23 protein-coding genes and 3 pseudogenes are annotated in these 21,754 nt (G+C 66.8%); 10 read left to right on the top strand and 16 right to left on the bottom strand.

Features of this window, described 5'->3' with window-relative positions:
• Positions 1 to 100: 100 nt before the first annotated feature.
• The 3 genes from KIV56_RS13690 to KIV56_RS13680 form a co-directional block, all read right to left on the bottom strand.
• Positions 101 to 1,282: an acyl-CoA dehydrogenase family protein gene (locus tag KIV56_RS13690; RefSeq protein ID WP_348648398.1), complete on the bottom strand. Its 1,182-nt coding sequence runs from the start codon at positions 1,280 to 1,282 to the stop codon at positions 101 to 103.
• Positions 1,283 to 1,460: 178 nt separating this feature from the next.
• Complete coding sequence (locus KIV56_RS13685; protein WP_281533869.1) at positions 1,461 to 2,282, bottom strand: TetR/AcrR family transcriptional regulator; 822 nt, start codon at positions 2,280 to 2,282, stop codon at positions 1,461 to 1,463.
• Positions 2,283 to 2,401: 119 nt separating this feature from the next.
• Positions 2,402 to 3,373 carry a S1C family serine protease gene (locus tag KIV56_RS13680; RefSeq protein WP_281533868.1) on the bottom strand — a complete coding sequence of 324 codons (972 nt, stop codon included), beginning with the start codon at positions 3,371 to 3,373 and terminating at the stop codon, positions 2,402 to 2,404.
• 208 nt (positions 3,374 to 3,581) lie between these two features.
• On the opposite strand from KIV56_RS13680, the gene KIV56_RS13675 reads away from it, so the two are divergent.
• On the top strand, positions 3,582 to 4,349 hold the full coding sequence (locus KIV56_RS13675; RefSeq protein ID WP_281533867.1) for a COG4705 family protein: 768 nt from the start codon (positions 3,582 to 3,584) through the stop codon (positions 4,347 to 4,349).
• A 141-nt stretch (positions 4,350 to 4,490) separates the two neighbouring features.
• On the opposite strand, the pseudogene KIV56_RS13670 reads toward KIV56_RS13675, so the two are convergent.
• Positions 4,491 to 5,594: pseudogene (locus tag KIV56_RS13670) on the bottom strand (ABC transporter substrate-binding protein).
• A gap of 235 nt (positions 5,595 to 5,829) precedes the next feature.
• On the opposite strand from KIV56_RS13670, the gene KIV56_RS13665 reads away from it, so the two are divergent.
• Positions 5,830 to 6,807: a magnesium transporter CorA family protein gene (locus KIV56_RS13665; RefSeq protein WP_281533866.1), complete on the top strand. Its 978-nt coding sequence runs from the start codon at positions 5,830 to 5,832 to the stop codon at positions 6,805 to 6,807.
• 155 nt (positions 6,808 to 6,962) lie between these two features.
• Here KIV56_RS13665 and KIV56_RS13660 read toward each other — a convergent pair whose 3' ends face one another.
• From KIV56_RS13660 to KIV56_RS13650, 3 genes are all read right to left on the bottom strand, one after another.
• Positions 6,963 to 8,789, bottom strand: a complete 1,827-nt coding sequence (locus KIV56_RS13660) for a polysaccharide deacetylase family protein (RefSeq protein ID WP_281533865.1) — start codon at positions 8,787 to 8,789, stop codon at positions 6,963 to 6,965.
• Between the two features lie 148 nt (positions 8,790 to 8,937).
• Positions 8,938 to 9,204 (bottom strand): GlsB/YeaQ/YmgE family stress response membrane protein, encoded by a 267-nt coding sequence (locus KIV56_RS13655; protein WP_281533864.1) that lies wholly within the window; start codon positions 9,202 to 9,204, stop codon positions 8,938 to 8,940.
• A 143-nt stretch (positions 9,205 to 9,347) separates the two neighbouring features.
• Positions 9,348 to 10,013 carry an Asp23/Gls24 family envelope stress response protein gene (locus KIV56_RS13650; RefSeq protein ID WP_281533863.1) on the bottom strand — a complete coding sequence of 222 codons (666 nt, stop codon included), beginning with the start codon at positions 10,011 to 10,013 and terminating at the stop codon, positions 9,348 to 9,350.
• 134 nt (positions 10,014 to 10,147) lie between these two features.
• Here KIV56_RS13650 and KIV56_RS13645 point away from each other — a divergent pair, with 134 nt between their 5' ends.
• The 4 genes from KIV56_RS13645 to KIV56_RS13630 all read left to right on the top strand — a co-directional run bounded on the left by KIV56_RS13645 (position 10,148) and on the right by KIV56_RS13630 (position 12,454).
• A complete protein-coding gene (locus KIV56_RS13645) occupies positions 10,148 to 10,723 on the top strand; it encodes an RNA polymerase sigma factor (protein WP_281536161.1) in 576 nt (191 codons plus the stop codon).
• A gap of 18 nt (positions 10,724 to 10,741) precedes the next feature.
• A complete protein-coding gene (locus tag KIV56_RS13640) occupies positions 10,742 to 11,380 on the top strand; it encodes a hypothetical protein (RefSeq protein WP_281533862.1) in 639 nt (212 codons plus the stop codon).
• Positions 11,373 to 11,702 (top strand): hypothetical protein, encoded by a 330-nt coding sequence (locus tag KIV56_RS13635; RefSeq protein WP_281533861.1) that lies wholly within the window; start codon positions 11,373 to 11,375, stop codon positions 11,700 to 11,702. Before KIV56_RS13640 ends, KIV56_RS13635 begins: the two co-directional genes overlap by 8 nt.
• A 365-nt stretch (positions 11,703 to 12,067) precedes the next feature.
• Positions 12,068 to 12,454, top strand: a complete 387-nt coding sequence (locus KIV56_RS13630) for a DUF1304 domain-containing protein (protein WP_281533860.1) — start codon at positions 12,068 to 12,070, stop codon at positions 12,452 to 12,454.
• Between the two features lie 44 nt (positions 12,455 to 12,498).
• Here the strand turns inward: KIV56_RS13630 and KIV56_RS13625 are convergent, their stop codons facing one another.
• The 4 genes from KIV56_RS13625 to KIV56_RS13610 all read right to left on the bottom strand — a co-directional run bounded on the left by KIV56_RS13625 (position 12,499) and on the right by KIV56_RS13610 (position 15,205).
• The gene (locus KIV56_RS13625) at positions 12,499 to 12,951 is read right to left on the bottom strand and encodes a hypothetical protein (protein WP_281533859.1); all 453 of its coding nucleotides are present in this window, start codon (positions 12,949 to 12,951) and stop codon (positions 12,499 to 12,501) included.
• Positions 12,948 to 13,946: an MAB_1171c family putative transporter gene (locus KIV56_RS13620; protein WP_281533858.1), complete on the bottom strand. Its 999-nt coding sequence runs from the start codon at positions 13,944 to 13,946 to the stop codon at positions 12,948 to 12,950. The genes KIV56_RS13625 and KIV56_RS13620 overlap by 4 nt, the downstream gene beginning before the upstream one ends.
• On the bottom strand, positions 13,946 to 14,497 hold the full coding sequence (locus tag KIV56_RS13615; protein ID WP_281533857.1) for a hypothetical protein: 552 nt from the start codon (positions 14,495 to 14,497) through the stop codon (positions 13,946 to 13,948). Before KIV56_RS13615 ends, KIV56_RS13620 begins: the two co-directional genes overlap by 1 nt.
• A gap of 204 nt (positions 14,498 to 14,701) precedes the next feature.
• Complete coding sequence (locus KIV56_RS13610; protein ID WP_281533856.1) at positions 14,702 to 15,205, bottom strand: DUF1772 domain-containing protein; 504 nt, start codon at positions 15,203 to 15,205, stop codon at positions 14,702 to 14,704.
• A 259-nt stretch (positions 15,206 to 15,464) separates the two neighbouring features.
• Here KIV56_RS13610 and nrdD (KIV56_RS19880) point away from each other — a divergent pair.
• From nrdD (KIV56_RS19880) to KIV56_RS13595, 4 genes and pseudogenes are all read left to right on the top strand, one after another.
• A pseudogene (nrdD, locus tag KIV56_RS19880) lies at positions 15,465 to 16,601 on the top strand (anaerobic ribonucleoside-triphosphate reductase); the annotation flags it as partial.
• Positions 16,602 to 16,671: 70 nt separating this feature from the next.
• Entirely contained in the window at positions 16,672 to 17,703 is a 1,032-nt protein-coding gene (gene nrdD, locus KIV56_RS19875) for an anaerobic ribonucleoside-triphosphate reductase (protein WP_348648397.1), read from the top strand.
• Positions 17,696 to 18,154 (top strand): 4Fe-4S single cluster domain-containing protein, encoded by a 459-nt coding sequence (locus tag KIV56_RS13600; RefSeq protein WP_281533855.1) that lies wholly within the window; start codon positions 17,696 to 17,698, stop codon positions 18,152 to 18,154. Before nrdD (KIV56_RS19875) ends, KIV56_RS13600 begins: the two co-directional genes overlap by 8 nt.
• Positions 18,099 to 18,299, top strand: coding sequence for a 4Fe-4S cluster-binding domain-containing protein (locus tag KIV56_RS13595; RefSeq protein WP_281533854.1), 201 nt, complete (start codon positions 18,099 to 18,101; stop codon positions 18,297 to 18,299). Before KIV56_RS13600 ends, KIV56_RS13595 begins: the two co-directional genes overlap by 56 nt.
• Positions 18,300 to 18,415: 116 nt before the next feature.
• On the opposite strand, the gene KIV56_RS13590 is transcribed toward KIV56_RS13595, so the two are convergent.
• From KIV56_RS13590 to KIV56_RS20495, 5 genes and pseudogenes are all read right to left on the bottom strand, one after another.
• Positions 18,416 to 18,889 (bottom strand): peroxiredoxin family protein, encoded by a 474-nt coding sequence (locus KIV56_RS13590; protein ID WP_281533853.1) that lies wholly within the window; start codon positions 18,887 to 18,889, stop codon positions 18,416 to 18,418.
• A 165-nt stretch (positions 18,890 to 19,054) separates the two neighbouring features.
• On the bottom strand, positions 19,055 to 19,525 hold the full coding sequence (locus KIV56_RS13585; protein ID WP_281533852.1) for a MarR family winged helix-turn-helix transcriptional regulator: 471 nt from the start codon (positions 19,523 to 19,525) through the stop codon (positions 19,055 to 19,057).
• 130 nt (positions 19,526 to 19,655) lie between these two features.
• A complete protein-coding gene (locus KIV56_RS13580) occupies positions 19,656 to 20,990 on the bottom strand; it encodes an MFS transporter (RefSeq protein WP_281533851.1) in 1,335 nt (444 codons plus the stop codon).
• 72 nt (positions 20,991 to 21,062) lie between these two features.
• Positions 21,063 to 21,359 (bottom strand): hypothetical protein, encoded by a 297-nt coding sequence (locus KIV56_RS13575; RefSeq protein WP_281533850.1) that lies wholly within the window; start codon positions 21,357 to 21,359, stop codon positions 21,063 to 21,065.
• A 13-nt stretch (positions 21,360 to 21,372) separates the two neighbouring features.
• Positions 21,373 to 21,702 (bottom strand): annotated as a pseudogene (locus KIV56_RS20495) (RpiB/LacA/LacB family sugar-phosphate isomerase); the annotation flags it as partial.
• Positions 21,703 to 21,754 lie beyond the last annotated feature (52 nt).

Below are 21,754 nucleotides of genomic sequence, written 5' to 3'. Positions count from 1 at the left end.
GTTAAAGGGCCATTAGTCCGCTCTCGCGGCGGGGTGAGCGGATGCCTCGGGTCGCGGGGTGCAGCGGGTGCGGGCGGGGTGAGCGAGGCCGGGAGCCGGGTCAGCGGAAGGCGCTCACCCCGGTCAGGTCGCGGCCGATCAGCAGGGACTGCACGCTCTCGGTGCCCTCGTAGGTGTGCAGGGATTCGATGTCGGCGAGGTGCCGGATCACGTGGTTCTCGAGCAGGATGCCGTTGCCGCCGAGCACGTCGCGCGCGGTCGCCGCGATCTCGCGGGCGGCCCGGGTGTTGTGGTACTTGGCGAGGGACGCCTGGATCGGACGCATGGTCCCGGCCGCGTCGAGTTCGGCGAGGCGCAGGCAGTAGAGCTGCATCGCGGTCAGCTGGGACAGCATCCGTGTGAGTCGTTCCTGCACGAGCTGGAAGCCGGCAAGGGGTTTGCCGAACTGGATGCGCTGGTTCGAGTAGCTGAGGGCCGCCTCGAAGACCGCGGTGGCGTGGCCGAGCGCCGACCAGGCCACGCCGAGGCGCGTGGCGAAGAGCACCGTCGCGGTGTCCTTGAAGGTGCGGGTGCCCGGCAGCAGGGCGTCGAGGGGCACGCGCACGTTGTCGAGCACGATGCGGGCCTGGTGGATGCCGCGCAGGGAGCCCTTGCCGGTGATGGTCTGGGCCTGGTAGCCGGGGGTGTCCTGCGGCACGAGGAACCCGCGCACGTTGCCGTCGTCGTCGCGGGCCCAAACCACGGTCACGTCTCCGACGGAGCCGTTGCCGATCCACTTCTTCTCGCCGGTGATCACCCACTCGTCGCCGTCGCGGGTCGCGGTCGTCTCGAGCGCGACGGAGTCGGAGCCGTGGTCGGGCTCGGTGAGGGCGAAGGCGCCGAGCTTCTCGGCGCGGGCGAGGGGCACGAGCCACTCTGCCTTCTGCGCCTCGCTGCCGAAGAGGGCGATGCTGCGGAGCGCGAGCCCGCCCTGCACGGCCACGACGGTGCCCATCGAGCCGTCGCCGCGGGAGATCTCCATGTTGACGAGGCCGGCGGCGAGCGGCGACATCGGGGTCAGGCCGGGGCCGACGACGCCGTCGGTGAGCAGGTCGAGTTCGCCGAGCTTGCGGACGAGGTGCAGCGGATACTCGGCCTTGTCCCAGGCCTCGGTGACCTCATCGAGGGTTTCGATCGCAAAGGCGCGGGCCCGGTCCCAGAAGGCGCGGTCGGCGACGGGCACGTCCCGGAAGAGTTCGTAGTAGTCGGTGTCGAGCGGCACGGATACGTCGTAGTCGGGCACGGTTTCCCTCCATTGGGTTCGGCTGGTCAGCAGATCGGTCGCTACTAGTAATAGTTGACACTCAGTGTCAGGTCAAGTGACACTGAGTGTCAAATCGCTGCACGTGCGCCGAGGCGAGCGGATGCCTGCCCACGAAATGCAGGATCTCCCTGCCCTTGAGGCCGTGGGTGCCTCAGCGTCAGTCTCGTCCTGCGTTTCGGTGCGCCCCGGCATCCGTACCCGGAGCGCTGCCGGCGAGACGCCCGCCGAGGGCGCGGGCGACCTCGCGAGTGAGCTCGCCCGGCGTGATCGTGCCCGGGAACACCGCCACCACCAGTTCCGGCGGCGACTCCCCAACCTGGCCGTGCACCGCCTGCCCCTGCCCAGCCGTCGAATCGGCCACGTCCGGATGGAAGAGCCGCCCCACCTCGCGGAGTTCGGTGGCGAGTTCCTCGGCGAGGCGTGCGGTGCGGTCGGCCTCTGACGCGGCATTCGACGCCTCATCGCCTGCGGCATTCGTCGGGGACGAGGCCGGGATGGCACCGCGGATCAGGCGGCGGAGTTCGTAGTTGTGCGTGGCGGTGATCGCTGCGGCGTAGCGGATGGCGGTGAGCGGAGGCACGTCTGGACGTGCGGAGCGGAGGTAGGCGGCGAACATCTGCTCGTAGCGGATGGCCATGATGGTCTCGCGGTCGCGGAGGGTCGGGGTGTCGCGCACGACGAGATCGCGTACCCGGACGCTGTCGAGCCGTTCGCGGAACCGCTCGAAGACCATCGTCGCGGCATCACGGATCGCACGCCAGGGGTCGTCGTGCTGCACGGCGAAGTAGGCGGCGATCTGCACGGCGAGTTCGTCGTGGTCGGCGAAGATCACGTCTTCCTTGGATCGGAACTGACGGAAGAAGGTGCTGCGCGAGATGCCGGCCGCCCGGGCGATGTCGGTCGCGGTCGTGGCCTCGTAGCCGTCGGTGCGGAACAGGCGCACGGCGATGTCGGCCACCTCGACGCGGAGAGCGCGCACGCGTCGGTCGGGGCTGGGCGGAGGCCTCTGCTGCGGGAACGGACATCAGTCGTGAAAGTAGCACGGAATCGGGCTCCCTCCTGCGCGCCCGGTCGCCGGAACCGGACCGGCTCAGCGGCTCAGCGCAGCGCGGCGAGCTCCTCCGGCTCGGCGATCACGTCGACCATCGCGGCGCCCCGGAGCACAGTGACCGGAAGCGGGCGGCCGATGGCATCGCCGAACAGGAGACGCTGGAGGCCCTGGGCGTCCTTGACCTGTTCGCGGCCCGCGGCGAGGATCAGGTCGTTGGGCTTGAGGCCGGCGCGATCGGCGGGCGAGCGCGCGATCACGTCCACGACTCGCAGGGCCACGTCCTGGTGCACCCGCACGGCCACGTCTGGCGGCAGCGGTATCGGAGTGCTGACCAGGCCGAGGTACGCCCGGCGCACCCGCCCTTCCCGTTGCAGCGCGTCGATGATGCGCCGGGAGGTCGGGTTGATCGGCACGGCGAGGCCGAGTCCGACGCCGGCGACGGCGGTGTTGATGCCCACGACGACGCCCCGCGAGTCGGCGAGGGCTCCGCCGGAGTTCCCGGGGTTGAGGGCGGCATCCGTCTGGATGACGTCTTCGATGACCCGGGCAGCCGACCCGGAGCGGGTCGGCAGAGAGCGACCCAGCGCGCTGACGACCCCGGCGGTCACCGAGCCGGCGAGGCCCATCGGGTTGCCGACTGCGACGACGAGCTGGCCGACGCGGAGGGTGTCCGCGTTGCCGAGCCAGGCGGGCTCCGGCAGGGTCAGCGCGCGGGAACGGACCACGGCGAGGTCGGAGAGCGGGTCGGAGCCGACGATCTCTATGGCGCTGCTCGTGCCGTCGGAGAAGAGGGCGCGGCCGGCATCCGCCCCGAGCACGACGTGAGCGTTCGTGAGCAGGTAGCCCTGTGCGGAGTAGAGCACGGCCGAACCGGCGCCGCGGCGCACCCGGCCGCGCGGCGTGGCGACCGACATTTCGATCGCTGCAACCTGGCGGGTCACGGTCGCGGCGACTTCGGTCACGACCCGGGAGTACGCGTCGAGCGGACCTTCCCTGGTGTCGTCCCCCGCATCGCTCATCGCCTGTCCTTCCGTTCTCACCACCGCGATCGCAGCGGATGCCGGCCAATGTACCCGGGGTCCGCCCGCTTCGCCGTGCCCCGCCACACGCCCTCGGCGAACACGGGAGCCGGGCCGAGCGCCTGACCGCAACCTGACCGCGGGTGCCATCGGCCACCGCTCCGCGCCCGCCGCTCCGTAGCGTAGGGAGCGGACGAGCGGAGTGTACGTGGCAGAGATCGAGCAGAACCCCCTGAGCAAGGTTCCCGAGGTGACCGCCGCGTTCTGGGTCACCAAGGTGCTCACGACCGGGATGGGTGAGACGACGGCCGACTACCTCGTGCACCAGATCGACCCGCCCGTCGCCGTCGGCCTCGCGGGCCTCGGCCTGCTCGCCGCACTGCTCCTGCAGTTCGCCGTCCGCCGGTACGTCGCGTGGGTCTACTGGCTCGCCGTCGTCATGGTGAGCATCTTCGGCACCATGGCAGCGGATGCCGTGCACGTCGGCCTCGGAGTTCCCTACCTGGTGTCTTCGGTGGCTCTTGTCCTCGTCCTCACCGCGATCCTCGTGGTGTGGCGGGCGACCGAGAAGTCGCTCTCGATCCACAGCATCGTGACGCGCCGCCGCGAGGCCTTCTACTGGGCGACGGTGCTCACGACCTTCGCGCTCGGCACGGCGGCCGGCGACCTCACCGCCATGACCTTCGGCCTCGGCTACCTCGCCTCCGGGATCGTCTTCGCTGTGCTCATCGCGATCCCGGCCCTGGCGTATCGCCGCTTCGGCATGAATGCGACGCTCGCATTCTGGTTCGCGTATGTCCTGACCCGGCCGCTCGGGGCATCCTTCGCCGACTGGGCCGCCGTCTCGACCGAACGCGGCGGCCTGGACCTCGGCACGGGGCCGGTGAGCCTCGTGCTCGGCGTGACGATTCTCGCGTTCGTCGCCTACCTCGCGGTCACTCGCCGCGACGTCGAATCGCTCGCCCGCCGCCCGTAGGGTCCCGCGCCCCCATCACGGCCGTGAGGTGTCGCAGATCGATGTTCACGGACGTCCGGAACGTCGATCTGCGACACCTCACTGGGATCGGGGGCTGGCGCGGCGACGGCCGCGGCGACGGCCGCGGCGGAAGGCTCCGGGCTATTCGGCGCCGAGGCCCGCTGCCGAGACCGGCTTCTCTCCGGCCGCCGTGCGTACCTGGTTGAGCGCGGTCAGGTCGAACAGGCCGTTCAGGTCGCCGGTCTTGGTGGTGCCTGCCGTGACGCCGTTCTGGAGACTCACCGGGAATGTCGACGCGATCGGGTCGGTCGAGAACGTCACCCTGGTCAGGGCTTCGGGTGATCACGGCGTCGGAGAGCGCCTTACCGCTGTCGGCGGTGAGCTTCTTGTTGATCACTGTCGCGGCATCCGCGGGGTTCTTCGTGAGCCAGTCGACGGATGCAGCGTTGCCGGCCACGAGGGCCTCAACGGAGGCGGGGTACTTGGTCAGGAATGCCTTGCTGACGAGCAGTACGGTCGTCGGGAAGGCGCCGTCCGGCCACAGCGCGGACTCGTCGACAAGCACCTTCGCTCCGGCGTCGACGACGAGGCGGGAGACCCAGGGCTCCGGCAGCCAGGCGCCGTCGATGGCGCCGCTCTGGAACAGGGTGAGGGTCTGCGCGTTCTCGGTCGGTGTGATCTTCACGTCTCCGCCGCCGGAGGTATCCGTCGTGAAGCCCTGGCTGCTGAGCCAGGAGCGCAGTGCGACGTCCTGGGTGTTGCCGAGCCTGCGGGGAGGCGAGGGTCTTGCCCTTCAGGTCGGCGGCGGAGTTGATGCCTTCGCGCACGACGAGGGCTGCTCCCCCGCTCGTCGCGCCCGCGACGATCTTGACGGACTCGCCCTTGCTCTTGATGTAGCTGTTGACGGCCGGGCTCGGGCCGATGTACGCCGCGTCGATTGCGCCGGCGCTGAGCGCCTCGATCGTCGCGGGGCCGGCGTTGAAGATCTGGGTGCTGAGCTTGGTGCTGCCGAGGGAATCCTGCAGCAGGCCGTTCTCGAGCCCGACGAGGGCGGGGGCGTGGGTGACGTTGTCGAAGTAGCCGAGCCGGAGGCTCTGCGGCCGGGCCGGCTGCCGTGGCGTTCGAGGCGGCATCGGCCGAGGCGGCGCATCCGCTCAGGGTGGTGGCGAGCAGGGCAACGGATGCCGCGCCGAGGGCGAGGCGCATCCCCGCGCGACGAGCAGTGGTGTGGGTCTTGGTGGACATGGGCTTCACTTCCATTCGGTGGACGGCGTACCCTGCGGCACCCGGACTGGTCGCGAGACCTGGGTGGTCTCGAGACGACGTTATTCACCGAAGGTCCTGGGCGCATTCCGGCCGGTCACGCCCGGTCACGAAACGTAGCGCAACGTCACACAGCATCGACGGGCCCGGCGCTGCGGCGCCGAGACTCGGCACAGGCGTTGTCCCCGCTGTCCCGCGGATGCTGCTTGACTGAAGTGTGCGCACACCCAAAACCCGCTGCTACCGGAACGGGGACCTCGTCGACGAGGGCTTCCCGCTCGCCGACGTCTCCGAACACCTTGCCGATGAGGGCTGTGTGGTCTGGGTAGACCTGTGCTCGCCCGGGGAAGCGGACCTCGACCTCCTCGCGGAGGAACTCGGCCTGCACGCCCTCGCCGTCGAGGACGCCCTGAAGCTGCACCAGCGTCCCAAGCTCGACCGGTACTCCGACCACCTGTTCCTGTCGGCGTATTCGATCACATTCTCGCCGGAGTCGGCGGGCGTGGAGACCTCGGAGATCGCCGCCTTCATCACCGACCGGGCCTTCGTCACCGTGCACAAGGACCCCGACTTCCCCATCGACGCCGTCGTCGCACGTTGGGACTCCTCTCCCGACCTCGCCTCGAACGGTGTCGCGTTCCTCCTGCACGGCCTCCTCGACTTCCTCGTCGACGGCTATTTCGAGGCCGTCGAGGCCCTCGACGAGCAGGTCGAGGAGCTCGAGAGCCAGCTCTTCGAGCCGAGGAGCGACCAGGAGGCGGTGCAGCGTCGCTCCTTCGATCTCCGGAAGAGCCTCGTGCTGATGCGCCGGGTGATCCTGCCGATGCGTGAGGTCGTCAACACCCTGCTGCGCCGGGACGTGCACCTGCTGCCGAATGACATGGCGCCGTACTTCCAGGACGTCTACGACCACGTGCTGCGTGCGATGGAGTGGACGGAGAGCCTCAGGGACCTCGCGACGAGCGTTCTCGAGGCGAACCTCGCGATTCAGGGCAACCGACTCAACGTGATCACGAAGAAGGTCACCGGGTACGCGGCGATCATCGCGGTGCCCACGGCGATCACCGGTTTCTACGGCCAGAACGTCCCGTACCCCGGGTTCAGCGAACTGGGCGGTTTCTACAGCTCCATCGCCCTCATCATCGGCCTGTCCGCCCTCCTCTACCTGCTCTTCAAGCGCAACGACTGGATCTGAGACCCGCACGACCGGCACGACACGCACGAGGGGCGGATGCCGGGCGCGACCCCGATGGGTCGCGCCCGGCATCCTTCGCCGCTACAGGGCGGGAGCCCCGACCGTGTCGAACATCGCGTAGTCGTCAGTCACGAGGGTTCCGTTGCTGAACAGGTTCAGCCCGAAACTGATCGCGGTGGCACCGGCCGGAAGCACCGGGGTCGTGAAGCTCGCCTGGGTGAAGGCGGATGCCGTCGCGAGCCACGGGCTCGACGTCCAGTATTGCCAGGTGCCGCTTGCATCCCGGTAGTAGACCGCGAACTGGGTGGACGTCGTCGACGTGTACCAGGCCCGGAGCGAATAGGCGTGCCCGGCGATCGCGGGCGGGGCGCAGGCCCCGCTGTCCAGAGGCTCGGCAGCAGCTTCGCGTCACCGTTCGCGTAGTTCGTCACGACAAGCTTTTCGGCCTTGGTGCCGGTGTGCGCCGTTGCGACTGTCGTGAATGCGGCCGTGTTGGTGCCGTAGCCGCCGATTTGGTAGCACTGCGGGAGGGCGGCGACGCCGGCGGTCTCCAGGCTCGAGTTCTGGACGAGGTTGGTGCCGGGGGCCGGCGGCGGCGGTACGGGCAGGGTGGCGGCGTCGAAGGCCGTGTAGTCGTCCGTGGTGAGGGTGCCGTTGCTCAGCAGGTTGAGTCCGAAGGTGATCGCACTCGCGCCGGCGGGCAGGGCAGGGGTCGTCCAACTCGCCTTCTGGTACGTCGCGGACGCGGCGAAGAGCGGGCTCGCGGTCCAGTAGGTCCACGACCCGAGTCCGGTCCGGTAGTAGACCTCGATCTGGGTCGCCGCCGTGGACTTGTACCAGGCCGAGAGCGCGTAGGCCGTGCCCGGGGTGGCCGCCGGGGCGCATCCGCCCAGGTCGGGGGTCGGCAGCCACTTCGCGTCACCGTTGGAATAGCCCGTCACGGTCAGGCGGCCGGCCCGGTTGCCGGTGCGGCCGGGGCTGACCGTGGTGAAGGCGGGGGTGTTCGTGCCGAATGAGGCGCCCTGCCAGCACTGGGGCACCCCGGCGGTGAGGGTCTCGAAGCCGGGGTTGGAGACCAGGTTGCTGCCGACTGGCTTCGGCGCGACAGCGGGGCCGGAGACGACCGCCTTGACGGTGCCGCCGATGACCTGGTCGACCGTCTTGATCGTCGTTGTCGCCGGGCGGGTCTTCAGCCACTGCACGAACTGGGTGAACAGCGTCGGGCTGATCGTGAGGGGGTCGGTGAGCCCGGTCGCGATGTGGTGGAAGGTCAGCTGCTGCCACCCGCCCGCGGTCTCAGCCTGGATGACGGTGTTCTGGAGGTCGGTCAGACTCCAGGTGTTGTCGACCTCGTCGGGAGCCTGGGTGAGGTACGGGTCGGCCGGCGGGATGCTCTCGGAGAGTGCGCATCCCGTGCAGCCGAACCGGGTCTGGATGTCGCCGAGGCCGCGGGCGCTGTTGTAGCCGCAGTTCTTGACGATCGTTTCTGTCGCAGGGGTCAGCAGCGAGGCGAACGGATAGGCGAAGCTCGTAACCCGGAATCCCCAGTTGGTGAGGTTGACCCTGTCGTTGCAAACCTGGCGGGTCGCTTCGTCCGTCGGCAGGGTCGCAAGGTCCGGGTGCGTGACGGTGTGGCCGCCGATCTCGTTACCGTCGGCGACGAGACCCTGCATCTGCGCGACGGTCAGATAGCCGGGCTGGTTCACGTAGCCGGACGGAGTGTAGAAGGTGCCGTGCAGCCCGTTCGCTTTGAGGATCGAGGCGGCGGTCAGCTGGTCCGCGTTCGCGTCGTCGAAGGTGAGGGTGATGACGGCGGGAACGGCGGCGCTTGCGGGAAGGGCAGCGAATCCGTCTGCGACTCCGACGGAGACGAGTGCGAGCACGAACGTCGTGGACCAGGCGAGCCAGCGCGGACGTCTCCGACCGAAAGTACCGGTCAGCCGTTGTTTGGTGGCCGCAGGAAAGCGTGGCTGAACGTCCATGTCGCTGAGCTCCATTCTGGGCCCCTGCCTTCCGCGCCGGGACGGCACGGAAGACAGTCGGGTTAGGGCGCCGGAACCCCCATTAACGGGTGACCTCTCGGCCCTGTCAATGCGCGGCGCCCCACCAGAATGGGGGGCAAGGGGATGCCTACGCCGCGCGGCGCCGACCCGTTGCGAGCCCGTAGATCAGGAGGACGACGATGGAGCCGCCGATGGCGAGAAGCCAGGTCTGCAGCGAGAAGAAGTCCTGCAGCGGTGCGTTGAACAGGAGTCCGCCGAGGAACCCGCCGAGGAGTGCGCCGACGACGCCGAGGAGCAGCGTCACGAACCATCCGCCGCCCTGCTGGCCGGGGAGGATGAGTTTGGCGATGGCCCCGGCGATCAGGCCGAGGAGAAGGAAGCCGAAGAAGCCCATGGGGTGCTCTTTTCTGGATTGGTCACACGTGGTTGCGGATTTTGTGGTGAAGCGGTGAAGCAGTCAAGCGGTCATGCGGTGAAGCGGTCATGCGGTGAAACGACGTCGGCACGGCAGGCCGGGGCCCGCCGTGCCGAAAAGGACTAGTCCTTGAAGACGTCCTTGATGTTCTCGCCGGCCTTCTTGGCGCTCGCGGATGCCTGCTCCGCGCGCCCCTCCGCGACCTTGGAGTCGTCGTTCGTTGCCTTGCCGATGGCCTCGTTGGCCTTGCCCTTGAGGTCTTCGGCCGTGTTCTTGATCTTGTCCGATGCGCTCATCGTGTTGTCACTTTCTCTCGGTGTTTCTCTGGGGGTGCCCGACGCGGTTGCGCGGGAAGTCTGGTCGTCTTCTGAGGGGTGATGCACGTCGTTGATCGTGACGTTCACGGCCGACACGCCGAGGCCGAGGAAGTCTTCGATCGCCCGTGTGATGCTCGCGCGCACGTCGGCGGCGATCTGCTGCACCGGAGTCGGATACTCGGCCACGATGACGATGTCGACGACCACGTCCGAATCGCTGACCGTGACGCTCACACCCTGGCTCAGGTCCGTTCCGCTCAGGGCCTCGCGAATGGCGCCGAAGGCCCGGGCGGGCGCGCTGCCGAGCGAGTGCACTCCGGTCACTCCACGGGCGGCGACACCCGCGACCTTGGCGACAACGCTGTCGCTGATGACGGTCTGTCCGCCCTGCAGGTCGGCCGATTCATCGCCGGACGCACCACCGGACGAGTCGCGATCGGAAATACCGCGGAGAGCACGGGAAAGCGGCATGATGGGTATTCTTTCGTTGTCGATGGGCGAAGATCGTGATGATCGTCACTCGTATGACGTAGGCCGCGACCGGTTCGTCACGCGGAGATCAAAAATTTACTGGGCGCACCACGGGGTGATTCGGGAAGGACGTGATGACAACCGTTACCAGGCTCGCCGTGCCATCCGCTCTCGACGCGGCCTCAGACGCCCTGCTCGCCGACCGCGCGGCCGACGGCGACGTCCGCGCCTTCGAGGTCCTCGTCCGCCGCCACGGCCCGCTGATGCGCGTGCACGCGACGCGCATCCTGGGGTCGAACGACGAGACCGACGATGTGGTGCAGGAGTCATTCATCACGGCCTGGCGGCAATTGCCGACCCTCGAGAACGGCGCCGCGGTGAAGAGTTGGCTGATGCGCATCTGCGGTCGCAAGAGCATCGACCGGGTGCGCGCCCGCCGCGACCACGCCGACATCACTGAAACGGATGCCGCGGCTCCGGCGACCCTCACGCCGCACCACGTCGCCGAGACGCAGGAACAGGCCGAGGCACTCGCGCGGTGTCTGGCCGAGCTGCCGGACGATCAGCGGCGCTGCTGGACCCTGCGGGAACTCGGCGAATACAGCTACACCGATATCGCCGAAGAACTCGACCTGCCCGTGTCGACCGTGCGAGGCTTGTTGGCACGCGCCCGAAAAACCCTGTTGCGGGAACTGGAGGACTGGCGATGAACACCCCAGACACCCCCTTTGTGGCGTTCGACCCCGAGGAGCCTGGCCGAGGAACAGTCGCGCCTGTCCGGGCACACGATCGAGGACCTCAACGACTACCTCGACCGCGGCCGCACCCCGAGCGATTCGAGCATCGACGATTCCCCGGCGTGCACAGTGGCACTTACCCGTCTCGAGCGGCTCCGCGCTGCGCTGCGCCGGGTGGACTCGGCCGCCGTGGACCGGGAGGCGGAGCGGACCGACGGCTGGGTCGCGACCATCATCGACAGCATCCGGCTTGAAACCCGCGCCGGTCGGCGGATTCCGCTCACCTCAGACTCACCGGTCGCCCGGCTGGCGCTCACCGAAGGCGCGGTCATCGGTGTCCTGCGCACGGCGGGGGACGGTATCGACGGCATCCTGATCAGTCGCTGCCGCCTCGAAGGCGACGTCACCGAGCCGGGAGAGCCGATCACGGTGCGCCTCGACGTCTCGGTCGGGACCGACGGAATGAACACCGGAGAGAGTGTCCGGGACCTCACGGCACGCCTGCGCGCGGCGGTCTACGCGGTGCTCGTGCAGCAGACCGAACTGACGATCGCGGCCGTGGACATCACCGTCACCGACCTGTACCTGACGACAGCCCTCCCGACCTCCGAAGGAGAAGCCGATGAGTGAGCCCGCTATCGCTCCCGATCGACTCGACGACTACATTCTGGCGGTCCCGGGCGTGGACGCCCTCTACCCGGCAGGTCCCCTCCTGACCACTGTCGTCGCCTCGGTTGTCTCCGCGCTGATCCCGAGCGTGGCTGCGCCGAATCCGATCGTCGTCGTCGAGCGGGCCGGCGGACTCTCGATCTCCGCGAGCATCGGAGTCGGCCCCGATCATGCGGCACCGGATGTCTGCCGCCGCGTTCACGACGCGATCGCCGAGCACTTCAGTCGCGCCGGAGACCCGGTCATCGTCGAGATCGCGGTCACTGTCGCCCGCATCGGCTGAGTCGCCCGCATCGGCTGACGGCCGACAGGCGCCGAGGAAAGACCGGTCAGTACCCCGTTGTCACGGCGGGTCCGCAGCTTATGGCCGACCGCGCCGGGCGCGTGCCGGCCTGCTTTTTCGCTCGCATGGCATCGTCGGCATTCCTGAGGAGCACCTCGAGCCGGGGCAGCTCGCTGGCTTCCCCGGTGTCCTCGGCCATCGCGATCCCGATCGTCGCGGACACGCACAGGCGCCGACCCTCGCAGGCGAAGGGACTGGCTGCACTCAGCACGCCGGTGGCGCTCGTTTCCTGTGGTCGCGTTCGGGCCGCAGATGCGGCAGGATTGATTCCGTACCGACTGGTACACAATAGTCCGGAGGAACCCATGCTCATCGCCGCCCAAATCGTCGCTACCGTCGCCGCCCTCCTGCATGTCGTCTTCTTCCTGTTCGAGAGCGTGTTGTGGATGCGACCCGCCGTGTACGGGCGGTTCGGGATCGCATCCAGAGGCGAGGCGGAAACGATTCGCACGATGGCCTACAACCAGGGCTTCTACAACCTCGCGCTCGCGGTCGGGGTGCTCGTCGGAGTCGTGCTGCTCGCGCAGTCCGGATCCGCGTTCACCGCAGGCAAGACGGCCGTCATCTTCGGAACGGCGTGCATGTCCATCGCCGGAGTCGTCCTCGCCTCAACGGGACCCTCCTACCGACGTTCGGCCGCACTTCAGTTCTTCCCCGCTGCCGTCGCCCTCGTCCTGGCGAGCGCCGCCTGAGGAGGTAACCCGGCTTCGTCGACCGGGGCCGCCACGCTGCCCGATCAGTCCTGGTGCGGCCCTCCGCCGGCGATGTCATCCTCGAGGAGTTCGGTGATGTGGCGGAGCGTCTCGGGGGAAACGTCACCGAGGGTGCGGGCTGCAAAGCTGACGACGCGCTGCGCCCGAAGCTTCTTCACGAAGGCGAGCTGGGAATCAACCCGTTCGGGCAGGTCGTCGTCGGAGCCCAGCAGGTAGGCGGGCGGGATTCGAAAGAACTCCGCAATTCCGGTCAGGAGGTCGGCGTCGGTGACGAGCGGGCCCGTGCCGGCGATCATGTACGCCCAGCGCGCGCGCGAGAGCGACAGGTGCTTCGACCGAAGATCAGTGGCGATCTCGCGGTACGTGTGCGGGGTGTTGCCCTCCGCGACGACGACGTCCAGGAGCAGGTTGAGTTTGCGCGCCAATTCGACCTGTGGTGTGGACGGAGCCAGGCTGCTCTCCGGGGTGCCGGTCATGCCGTGTGTTCGCCTGCCAATTCGGGATGGGTTTGACGTTCGGTGGCGTCCAGAAGGGCCTGTTCCGAGCTAGACGTGTCCTGAGGATACAGCAGCAGGCTATCCCTGATCTCGACATATCGGCGATAGAGCCGCGCGGCGGGGTCGCGGGAGAAGACCAGCCGGAGTCGCGGAACCGGCGCTTCCATGCTGAGCTCTGGGGACGAAGCGAGGAGGCGCTCCCAGAGTGGGGAAAGCCGCCACAGCAAGATGCGGTCCCGCGCCCGGCGTTGCGCCGCGATTGTTCCGTCGACGGCGGCCGTGAGCCCGAGTCCGACGACCATGCTCAGTGGGGAAAGGAGCAGGGTCGCGAAATACAGCGGCCGTGACCAGTTGCTGAAGTCCGAATCGTGGTGCATGACTGTGGTCGTGGCATTGGTGATGCTGACAAGCGCCCAGATCAGCACACCGAAGCAGCCGAGCACGACGAAACCGAGCGAGACCCTGGTCAGCGTGCGACCCTGGCGGCGCATGTCCCCCAGGCAGGCGAGAGCAACCGAAACCGAGAAGTACGCGAAGACGACCCAGGTCGTCGAGGCGTAAATCGTGTAGTCCCAGCGATCGAAGAACGAGTGGTGGATATCGTCCGTGATCCGCCAGTCGGTTCCGAAGAACAGGACCGCCTGGACGACGATGACCGCCGCCGTCACACTGATGGTCACTCGCGCCTGGCGCCGGGTGATCCCATCGGGTGATGCCGCCGCCTGGACGAGGCTGTTCACGAGCGCGACCGCGACGATCGCGATGGCGTGCAACACGAAGTAGGTCACGTTTGCGCCGCCGATGGCGGAATCGATCACGGCATAGATGGGATCGGGCTGGAGTGTCATGAGCAGGGCGAATGTGGCCAGCAGCCAGAACAGCAGCCGCCGTCGTCCACGGAGAGCGGAAGGCAGGCAGACCAAGGCTGCAATCCACAGGAGTGCGCAGACGATCACCTGCACGATCACGACCATCAGAGCACCCGCCCGAATCCGGTCTGCGGACCGTGCCGGGCGTCGGTGCGATCGGTCAGCATCGTCAGGGCCAGGCAATCGCCGATTGCCTCGGCGAGGGCCTCCTGCTCATCGGTGAAGCTGCTCCGCGCCAGGGCATGCACGATCGCGTCATAGGGAATAAGGGGAGCGAGAAGCGCGACACGGTCGGCCGGCAGACGTTCCTTCTCCCCGTCGAGGATCATGTGTCCGAATTCGTGGTTGATGAACTGCTGGCGATGCACGGCGGACTCCGTGGGAGCGTAGTGGATTCGTTCAAAGTCCTCGCCGTCGACCTCGATCCAGAGCCCGCAGATCCCGGATTCCATCATCCGAGCACTCGCCGCGCGGACGACGATGCGCTTGTGCCGTAGCCCTTCCATGTGGCGGTGCAGCAGGTCAGCGGTCAGCGGTCGTGGCAGGTTGAGCGCCGCGACAAGCTCGCCCGCCCGCTCTCGACGTTCGTCGTGATCCATGGTCATTCCCCCACCCATGCCGCATCCCGGCGGATCCCGGAAACGTATATTGGACATGTCCAACGTCTGCTACGCTTACCTTCGGTTGGACATGTCTAGGTTACAGTTCCGGGGGAACGCCGTAACCGGCATGTCCGAACCAGGCACGACGCGAAATTCTGGGCGACAGCGGGGGCGTCGCCGCGTGCGTGGTGCGGAGCCTGCCCTCAGGCCTTCGCACCACGCAGCCGCCTCCTCGCTGTCCCGCCGCGCTGAGCCGTCTCAGGCCATTGCCTGGCCGAAGAGAATCAACGACCAGGCCAGAGCGACGAATGCAGCCGTCGCTGCCGCCGCCCGCACTCGGTTCCAGGTCGCCCATCTGGCCTCGTGGAACTGGCTCCGCACTACAGCCAGGTCCTGGCTCCGTTCCGGCACCCCTGCCGCCTTGATCCCGTTGTTGAGGGGCACGTGGACCGCGACCGTGATGACGACATCAGCAAGGGTGAGCACAAGGGCGGCGGCGATCCACGGCGCGCCCGGACGCCCCAGATTCGTCAGCAGGGCGGCCCCTGTCATCACGAGAGATCCGAAGAATGCGCCCAGCATGAACCAGGGATTGATGATCGCCCGATCCACCGCCTGGAAAGCGACCACGAAGGTGCGGTCGTCGACGGCCTTCAGCCCGGGCATGATCGTGTGGGCGTAGAGCGCGAAGACGCCCGCCGTGAGCCCGGTCGTGATCGTCGCCCCGAGAAGCACGACCCCGGCGAGGATGTCGGCAATCACGTGTGGCTACGATCGTGAGGTGTCGTCATGGCGCACAGTCAAGCACCAGCAGTGCGGTCCATCCAGATTTCGATCCAGAATCCTGACTCATTCCGTCTCTATTCGTCCGGCGCGGCGCGAAAATGCTCCTGTGGTCTGACCACAACAGGTAGTATCGATCTCACGCCCCAACCACTAGATATGGTCTTTCGCCCGACTTACTGTCCCGCTCGATTGTCGTGGGGAGTATTAGTCAAGGAGACGACAGCGCGTGTTGAAGATGGATACCCCCGGCACCGGGACGCTTACGGCCGGCAGCAGTCTCAGCACACTTATGGTGGCAAAACGCGATGGTCGCCGGCTCGCCTTCGATGACGCCCGGATCTATGCGGCGCTGGCCAAGAGCTTCACGGAAGTGAACGGCGAACTGACCCCGCTCACGCACCGGATCATCCGCGACCTGGTCGCCCGCGTCGACCGCGAGATAGCCTCGCGCTTCGCCGTCGACATCAAGATCTACGAGGTCCAGAACATCGTGGAACACGCCCTGCTCGACAGCAAGGAATACGACGCCGCTGAGGCGTACATCAATTACCGGATCCAGCGAGACTTCGCGCGCAGCAAGTCCACCGACATCAACCACTCGATCATCAAGCTGATCAGCAAAGATGAATCGGTCGTCAACGAGAACGCCAACAAGGACAGCGACGTCTTCAACACCCAGCGCGACCTGACCGCCGGCGCGGTAGGCAAGGCGATCGGCCTGAAGATGCTTCCGCCGCACGTTGCCAACGCCCACCAAAAGGGCGACCTGCACTACCACGACCTCGACTACCACCCCTATGCGCCGATGACGAACTGCTGCCTCATCGACTTCAGGACAATGCTCAGCACCGGCTTCCGGATCGGCAACGCCGACGTCGACCCGCCCCGCTCGATCCAGACGGCCACCGCGCAGATCTCGCAGATCATCGCGAATGTGTCGTCGAGCCAGTACGGCGGATGCTCGGGCAACCGGATCGACGAGGTGCTCGCTCCCTATGCCGAGAAGAACCTGCAGAAGCACCTCGCCGACGCCCGGACGTGGATCGCCGACGAGTCCCAGCACCAGCAGTTCGCGGAGGAGAAGACCCTCAAGGACATCTACGACGCGATGCAGAGCCTCGAATACGAGATCAACACCCTGTTCACCTCGAACGGGCAGACTCCGTTCACCTCGCTCGGCTTCGGCCTCGGCACCAGCTGGTTCGAACGCGAGATCCAGAAGGCGATCCTGCAGATCCGCATCGAGGGTCTGGGCCGCGAGAAGCGCACCGCGATCTTCCCGAAGCTGATCTTCACGGTGAAGCGCGGCCTCAACCTCGACCCGAGCGACCCGAACTACGACATCAAGCAGCTCGCGCTCGAATGTTCTACCAAGCGGATGTACCCCGACATCCTGAACTACGACAAGATCGTGGAGGCTCACCGGCAGCTTCAAGGTGCCGATGGGCTGCAGGTCCTTCCTGCAGGGCTGGAGGGACGAAGCCGGCAACGACGTCTCAGAGGGCCGGATGAACCTCGGTGTCGTGACGCTCAACCTGCCGCGGATCGCCCTCGAGGCCGCCGGCGACAAGGACAAGTTCTGGAGCATCCTCGCCGAGCGTGTGAGCATTGCCCGCGATGCCCTGCTCTTCCGGATCGAGCGCTGCAAGGAAGCGACCCCGGAGAACGCACCGATCCTCTATGTCTACGGCGCCTTCGGCCAGCACCTGGAGGCCGGCCAGTCCGTCGACACCCTGTTCAAGGACAAGCGCGCCACGGTGTCGCTCGGCTACATCGGCCTCTACGAGGTGGCAGCGGCGTTCTACGGCGGAGCCTGGGAATCCAACCCCGAGGCGAAGGACTTCACGGTCGACATCCTGCGCACGCTCCACGACCGCACCCAGGAGTGGAGTAACGAGTACGGCTACCAGTTCAGCGTGTACTCGACCCCGAGCGAGAGCCTGACCGACCGGTTCTGCCGGCTCGACACCGCGAAGTTCGGCTTGGTCGAGAACATCACCGACAAGGACTACTACACCAACAGCTTCCACTACGACGTGCGCAAGAGCCCGACCCCGTTCGAAAAGCTCGACTTCGAGAAGGATTACCCGCAGTTCGCGTCGGGCGGGTTCATCCACTACTGCGAATACCCGATCCTGCAGCAGAACCCCAAGGCGCTGGAGGCGGTCTGGGACTACTCCTACGACCGGATCGGCTACCTCGGCACCAACACCCCGATCGACCGTTGTTACGCCTGCGGCTTCTCGGGCGACTTCGATGCGACGGAGCGCGGCTTCGAGTGCCCCGAGTGCGGCAACGCCGACCCGATGACCTGCGACGTCGTCAAGCGCACCTGCGGCTACCTCGGCAACCCGCAGGCCCGTCCGATGGTGCACGGCCGGCACATGGAAATCACCTCCCGGGTCAAGCACATGGCGGGCGCCACCGGCATCAGTGGGGCGGATGCCCCGGCAGCGGTCTCCGAGGATGCGTAACCCCCGGCCCGGCGAGTGGCTGTCTGAGAAGCTGAGCCAGCGATACGTCGGGGACTACAAGCCCTTCGTCTTCGTTGACGGCGAGGGCGTGCGGTGCAGCCTGTACCTGTCCGGGTGCCTGTTCGCGTGCGAGGGCTGTTTCAACGAGGCCACCTGGAGCTTCCGCTACGGTCAGGAATACAGCCAGGAACTCGAAGACCAGATCCTGACCGACCTCGGCCAGGAGTACGTCCAGGGCCTGACCCTGCTCGGCGGTGAGCCGTTCCTCAACACCGGGGTGTGCCTCGGTCTGATCGACCGGGTCCGCCGGAAGTTCGGCTCGTCGAAAGACGTGTGGTCCTGGACCGGATACACCTTCGAGGAGCCTGCTGCTCGAGAGCCCGGACAAGCTCGCCATGCTCCGCGGAATCGATGTTCTGGTCGACGGCCGGTTCGAACTCGCGAAACGTGACCTGAAACTGCAGTTCCGGGGCAGCAGCAACCAGCGGATCATCGATGTCCCCGCGTCCCTGGCCGCCGGCGTGGTGGTCCTGTGGGCCGGACTCCGGGATGCGACGAGTACCTTCGAACAGATCGAGAAACGCCAGCTGATCTGAGAACCGGTCGTCACTCACCCGACTGGCTGGTGGCCTTGGCCTCTGTGAATCAGTCCGCGGAGAGATGAAAGAGGGGCCGTGCCCACGTGCCCACGACCCCCTTAAGACAAGAAGCGCTAGGCGGCCGTGCTCGCCGTCAGCGTTTCGATCGCCGCAGCCAGGTCGGCCTTGTTGTAGCTGGCTCCGGGATTGGTTGAAATGTGGGAGTAGCGGACTATGCCCTCCTTGTCGAGCAGGACGCCGCCGGACTGCTGGATGGCGCCGAAAACCTTGCGGAGCAATCCCGCTTCGGCGTGTGCCGTTCCGTCCTTGCCGATCACAACCGGGAACGGCACACCGCGCTTCGCCTTCCACGCGGTCGCCGCGGCCTCCTCTTCCGGCACGGCGACGATGACCTGAACTCCCGCCGCTGCCAGCTCGTTCTTCTGCGCGGCGAGGGTGCGAACCGCTGCGTTGCACTGAGCGCACGACAGCGCGCGCATGAAGTAGACGAACACGTTCGAGGATTCGCGGTAGTCGGCGAGGTTCAGGTCTCCCCCGCCGACCTCCCGAAGCTGCAAGTTCAGGGTGGAGCCGATTTCGAGTGGCATGTGATTCCTCCGGTTGGGCCGTGCGCGAATGCTGGTGACGGAACGGTGAGTGACGGGATGGTGGGTCACGGAAAGGTGAGCGACGGATGGTGGGTCGTGGGACAACGGGTGACCGATGGTGGCAGCGCGGCCGGAGTCGGCCAGACCGGTCACCGACGAGCGCACCTAGTGCGTGAGCGCGCTTCGCGACGACGAGCGCAGGGTCTCGGTGAGGTCCGACATGCCTGAGGTGATGCCATGCAGGCTCTCCAGCAGGTTGCTTAGTTCGTTGACCGTCGTGATCCCGTAGGCAGGATCAAGGCAGCGCACGGTTGAGGTGACCCGGTCATGCAGCTGCCGGCCCTCGGGGGTCAGCGCCACGATCACCGTACGCTCGTCACCCTTCCGGCGTTCGCGGGTCAGGATCCGGCGCGCCTCGAGCCGTTGCAGAAGCGGGGACAGGGTGCCCGAGTCGAGGAACATGGCACTCGCGAGCGCGCTCACCGAAGACTCGCCCTCGGACGCCAGCACGACGAGCACCAGGAACTGGGGGTAGGTGATCTCCTCCTCGGCCAGCACGGCACGGTACGCCTGGGTCACGGCGCGAGAGGCCGCGTACAGGGCGAAGCACGGCATCTCACTCAGAGGACTCGTCACGTACCAACCTTGGCACACAAACCCTTTGTGCACAACTGATACTCGGGCGAGCCCGCCACTGGGCCAACTCACGACAGAGCCCCCTGCATCCCGGTGATGGACCGGGACGCAGGGGGCTTGGTCGTGCCCGTTACTCGGCCAGGCTCTCGCCGGCTCCGTTGCGGAGGAGCAGGGTGGCGCCCGCGGCGATCACGGTGACCACCAGGGTGGTGATGCCGATCACGATCGGGATGTTGCTCGTTCCGGGAGGGGCCATCAGGGTGAAGATCGCCGGTGCGAACGCTGCGAGCATCAGGCCGACGTTCCGTGAGACGGCGAAGCCGGTGACGCGCAGCCGGGTCGGGAACTGCTCCTGGTAGGCCGTGGCGAACGTGGCATTCCACATCTGGAAGAAGATCGACATGGCGAGCACGCCGAGGATCAGCACGAGGGCGAAGTTCTTCTCCTGCACCGCGAAGAGGAACGGGATCGACGTGAGTCCACCGCCGAGGGCGCCGGTGATCATGAGCGCCTTCCTGCCGAAGACGTCGGACAGCTTCCCGAACAGCGGGATCGTCAGGGCAGAGACCGTGTTGATGATGAGGATGATCCAGAGGAACTCACTCGTCGTGAAGCCGACTCCGTAACTCTCCTGCTTGCCGAAAGTGACACCGAAGACCAGGGTCGCCGTGCCGATCACGTTGGCCAGGGTGCTGATGACGCAGATGAGGAGCATGCGCGGGTAGCGACGGAACAGTTCGATCGCCGGGGTCTTGAACTCCTTGATCTGGGACTGCCTCAGGTAGGCGGGCGGCTCTTCGATGTTGCGGCGGATCAGGTAGCCGGCGAGGATGACGACAGCGCTGAGCAGGAACGGAATCCGCCATCCCCAGCTCTGGAAGGCCTCGGCGGGGAGCGCGGATGCCAGCGGAAGCATGAAGGCGAGGGCGAGGATGCTGCCGATCTGGGACCCCTGCAGGCTGAAGCTTGCGAAGAAGCCGCGCTTGGAATCGGGCGAGTGCTCGACGATGAGGGCGTTGGAGGCGCCCAGCTCCCCGGCAACCGCGAAGCCCTGGACGAGCCGGAGCACCACCAGCAGGATCGGCGCGAGGATGCCTACCTGGGAGTAGGTCGGCAGGACGCCGACGAGGAGCGTGGCCAGACCCATCATCATCATGGCGATAACGAGGACGTGCTTCCGGCCGTGGCGGTCGGCCAGGTTACCGAGGACGACGGCACCGATGGGCCGTGCGACATAGCCGACACCGTACGTCGCCAGCGACGCGACGATGGCGACGGCCGGGCTCGCGGTGGGGAAGAACACCGTCGGGAAGACGAGTGCTGCCGCCTGGGAATACAGCGTGAAGTCGTAGTACTCCAGTGCGCTTCCGATCCACCCGCTGAAGGCGGCGCGTTTGAGATTGCGGGATGAAACCTGTTTGTCGTTCGACGGCGTCCTCTGTGACGTTGTCGTGTTTTCGCTCATGACGAAACCCTTGATCTTCCTTGATAAGTGGTTCTAGTGTGATCGTTCGTGGTGCAGAGTGCAGTTCGCCGGTCAGGCGAGTGACGCGAGGATGTAGTCCCGCACCTCCCCCGGTTCGGCGTTTGCGGTGAAATACTCCGTGAAGTTCTCGGTGGCGACGGTTTCCTTCAGGAAGTCCTGATCGATCTCGTTGAGGACCTGGATGAGGGGCTTGTACACGACCGCCTTCATCTCGGCGAGGATGCGGGCATTGCGCTGTTCCGGGACCACCCGCTCCTTGGGGTACCCGCCACCCATCGACTCCGCGAACAGGCGTTCGAAGATGAGCGTGAGGTTGAGGCTCTGCTCCCCAGCCGAAGCCCTTCGCATAGGGAATGGAGAGGGCGTTTCCGCCGTTGATCTGGGAGAAGAGGTAGGCATCCGTCGGTTCGATGGCGAGGCCGCAGACCACGCCGGGGAAGCTGTTGCAGGCGAGCATGGCGCCCACCCCGGTGCCGCACCCGGTGACGACGAAGTCGACAGCCCCGGTACCCAGCAGGATCGAGGCGAGGAGACCGTTCTGCACGTAGGTCAGCTGGCTCTCGCCCTCCGCGCCGGTCATCCCGTAGTTAAAGGACTCGTAGCCTTTCTCGTCGGCCACATCCTTGAGCGCCTTGTAGATGACGGCGTTCTTGGAGGCCTGGGAGTTCTCGTTTATCAAAGCAATCTTCATCGGTTCTTCGACCTTTTCGTTGATGGTGTTCCCGTGATGGTGCGGGCGGTGC

The organism is Cryobacterium breve, assembly GCF_027594785.1.
In the GTDB taxonomy this organism is placed as follows: Bacteria; Actinomycetota; Actinomycetes; order Actinomycetales; family Microbacteriaceae; genus Cryobacterium; species Cryobacterium breve_A.
The sequence above is the reverse complement of the archived record's forward strand: the minus strand, read 5'-3'. Positions and strand labels throughout refer to the sequence as shown.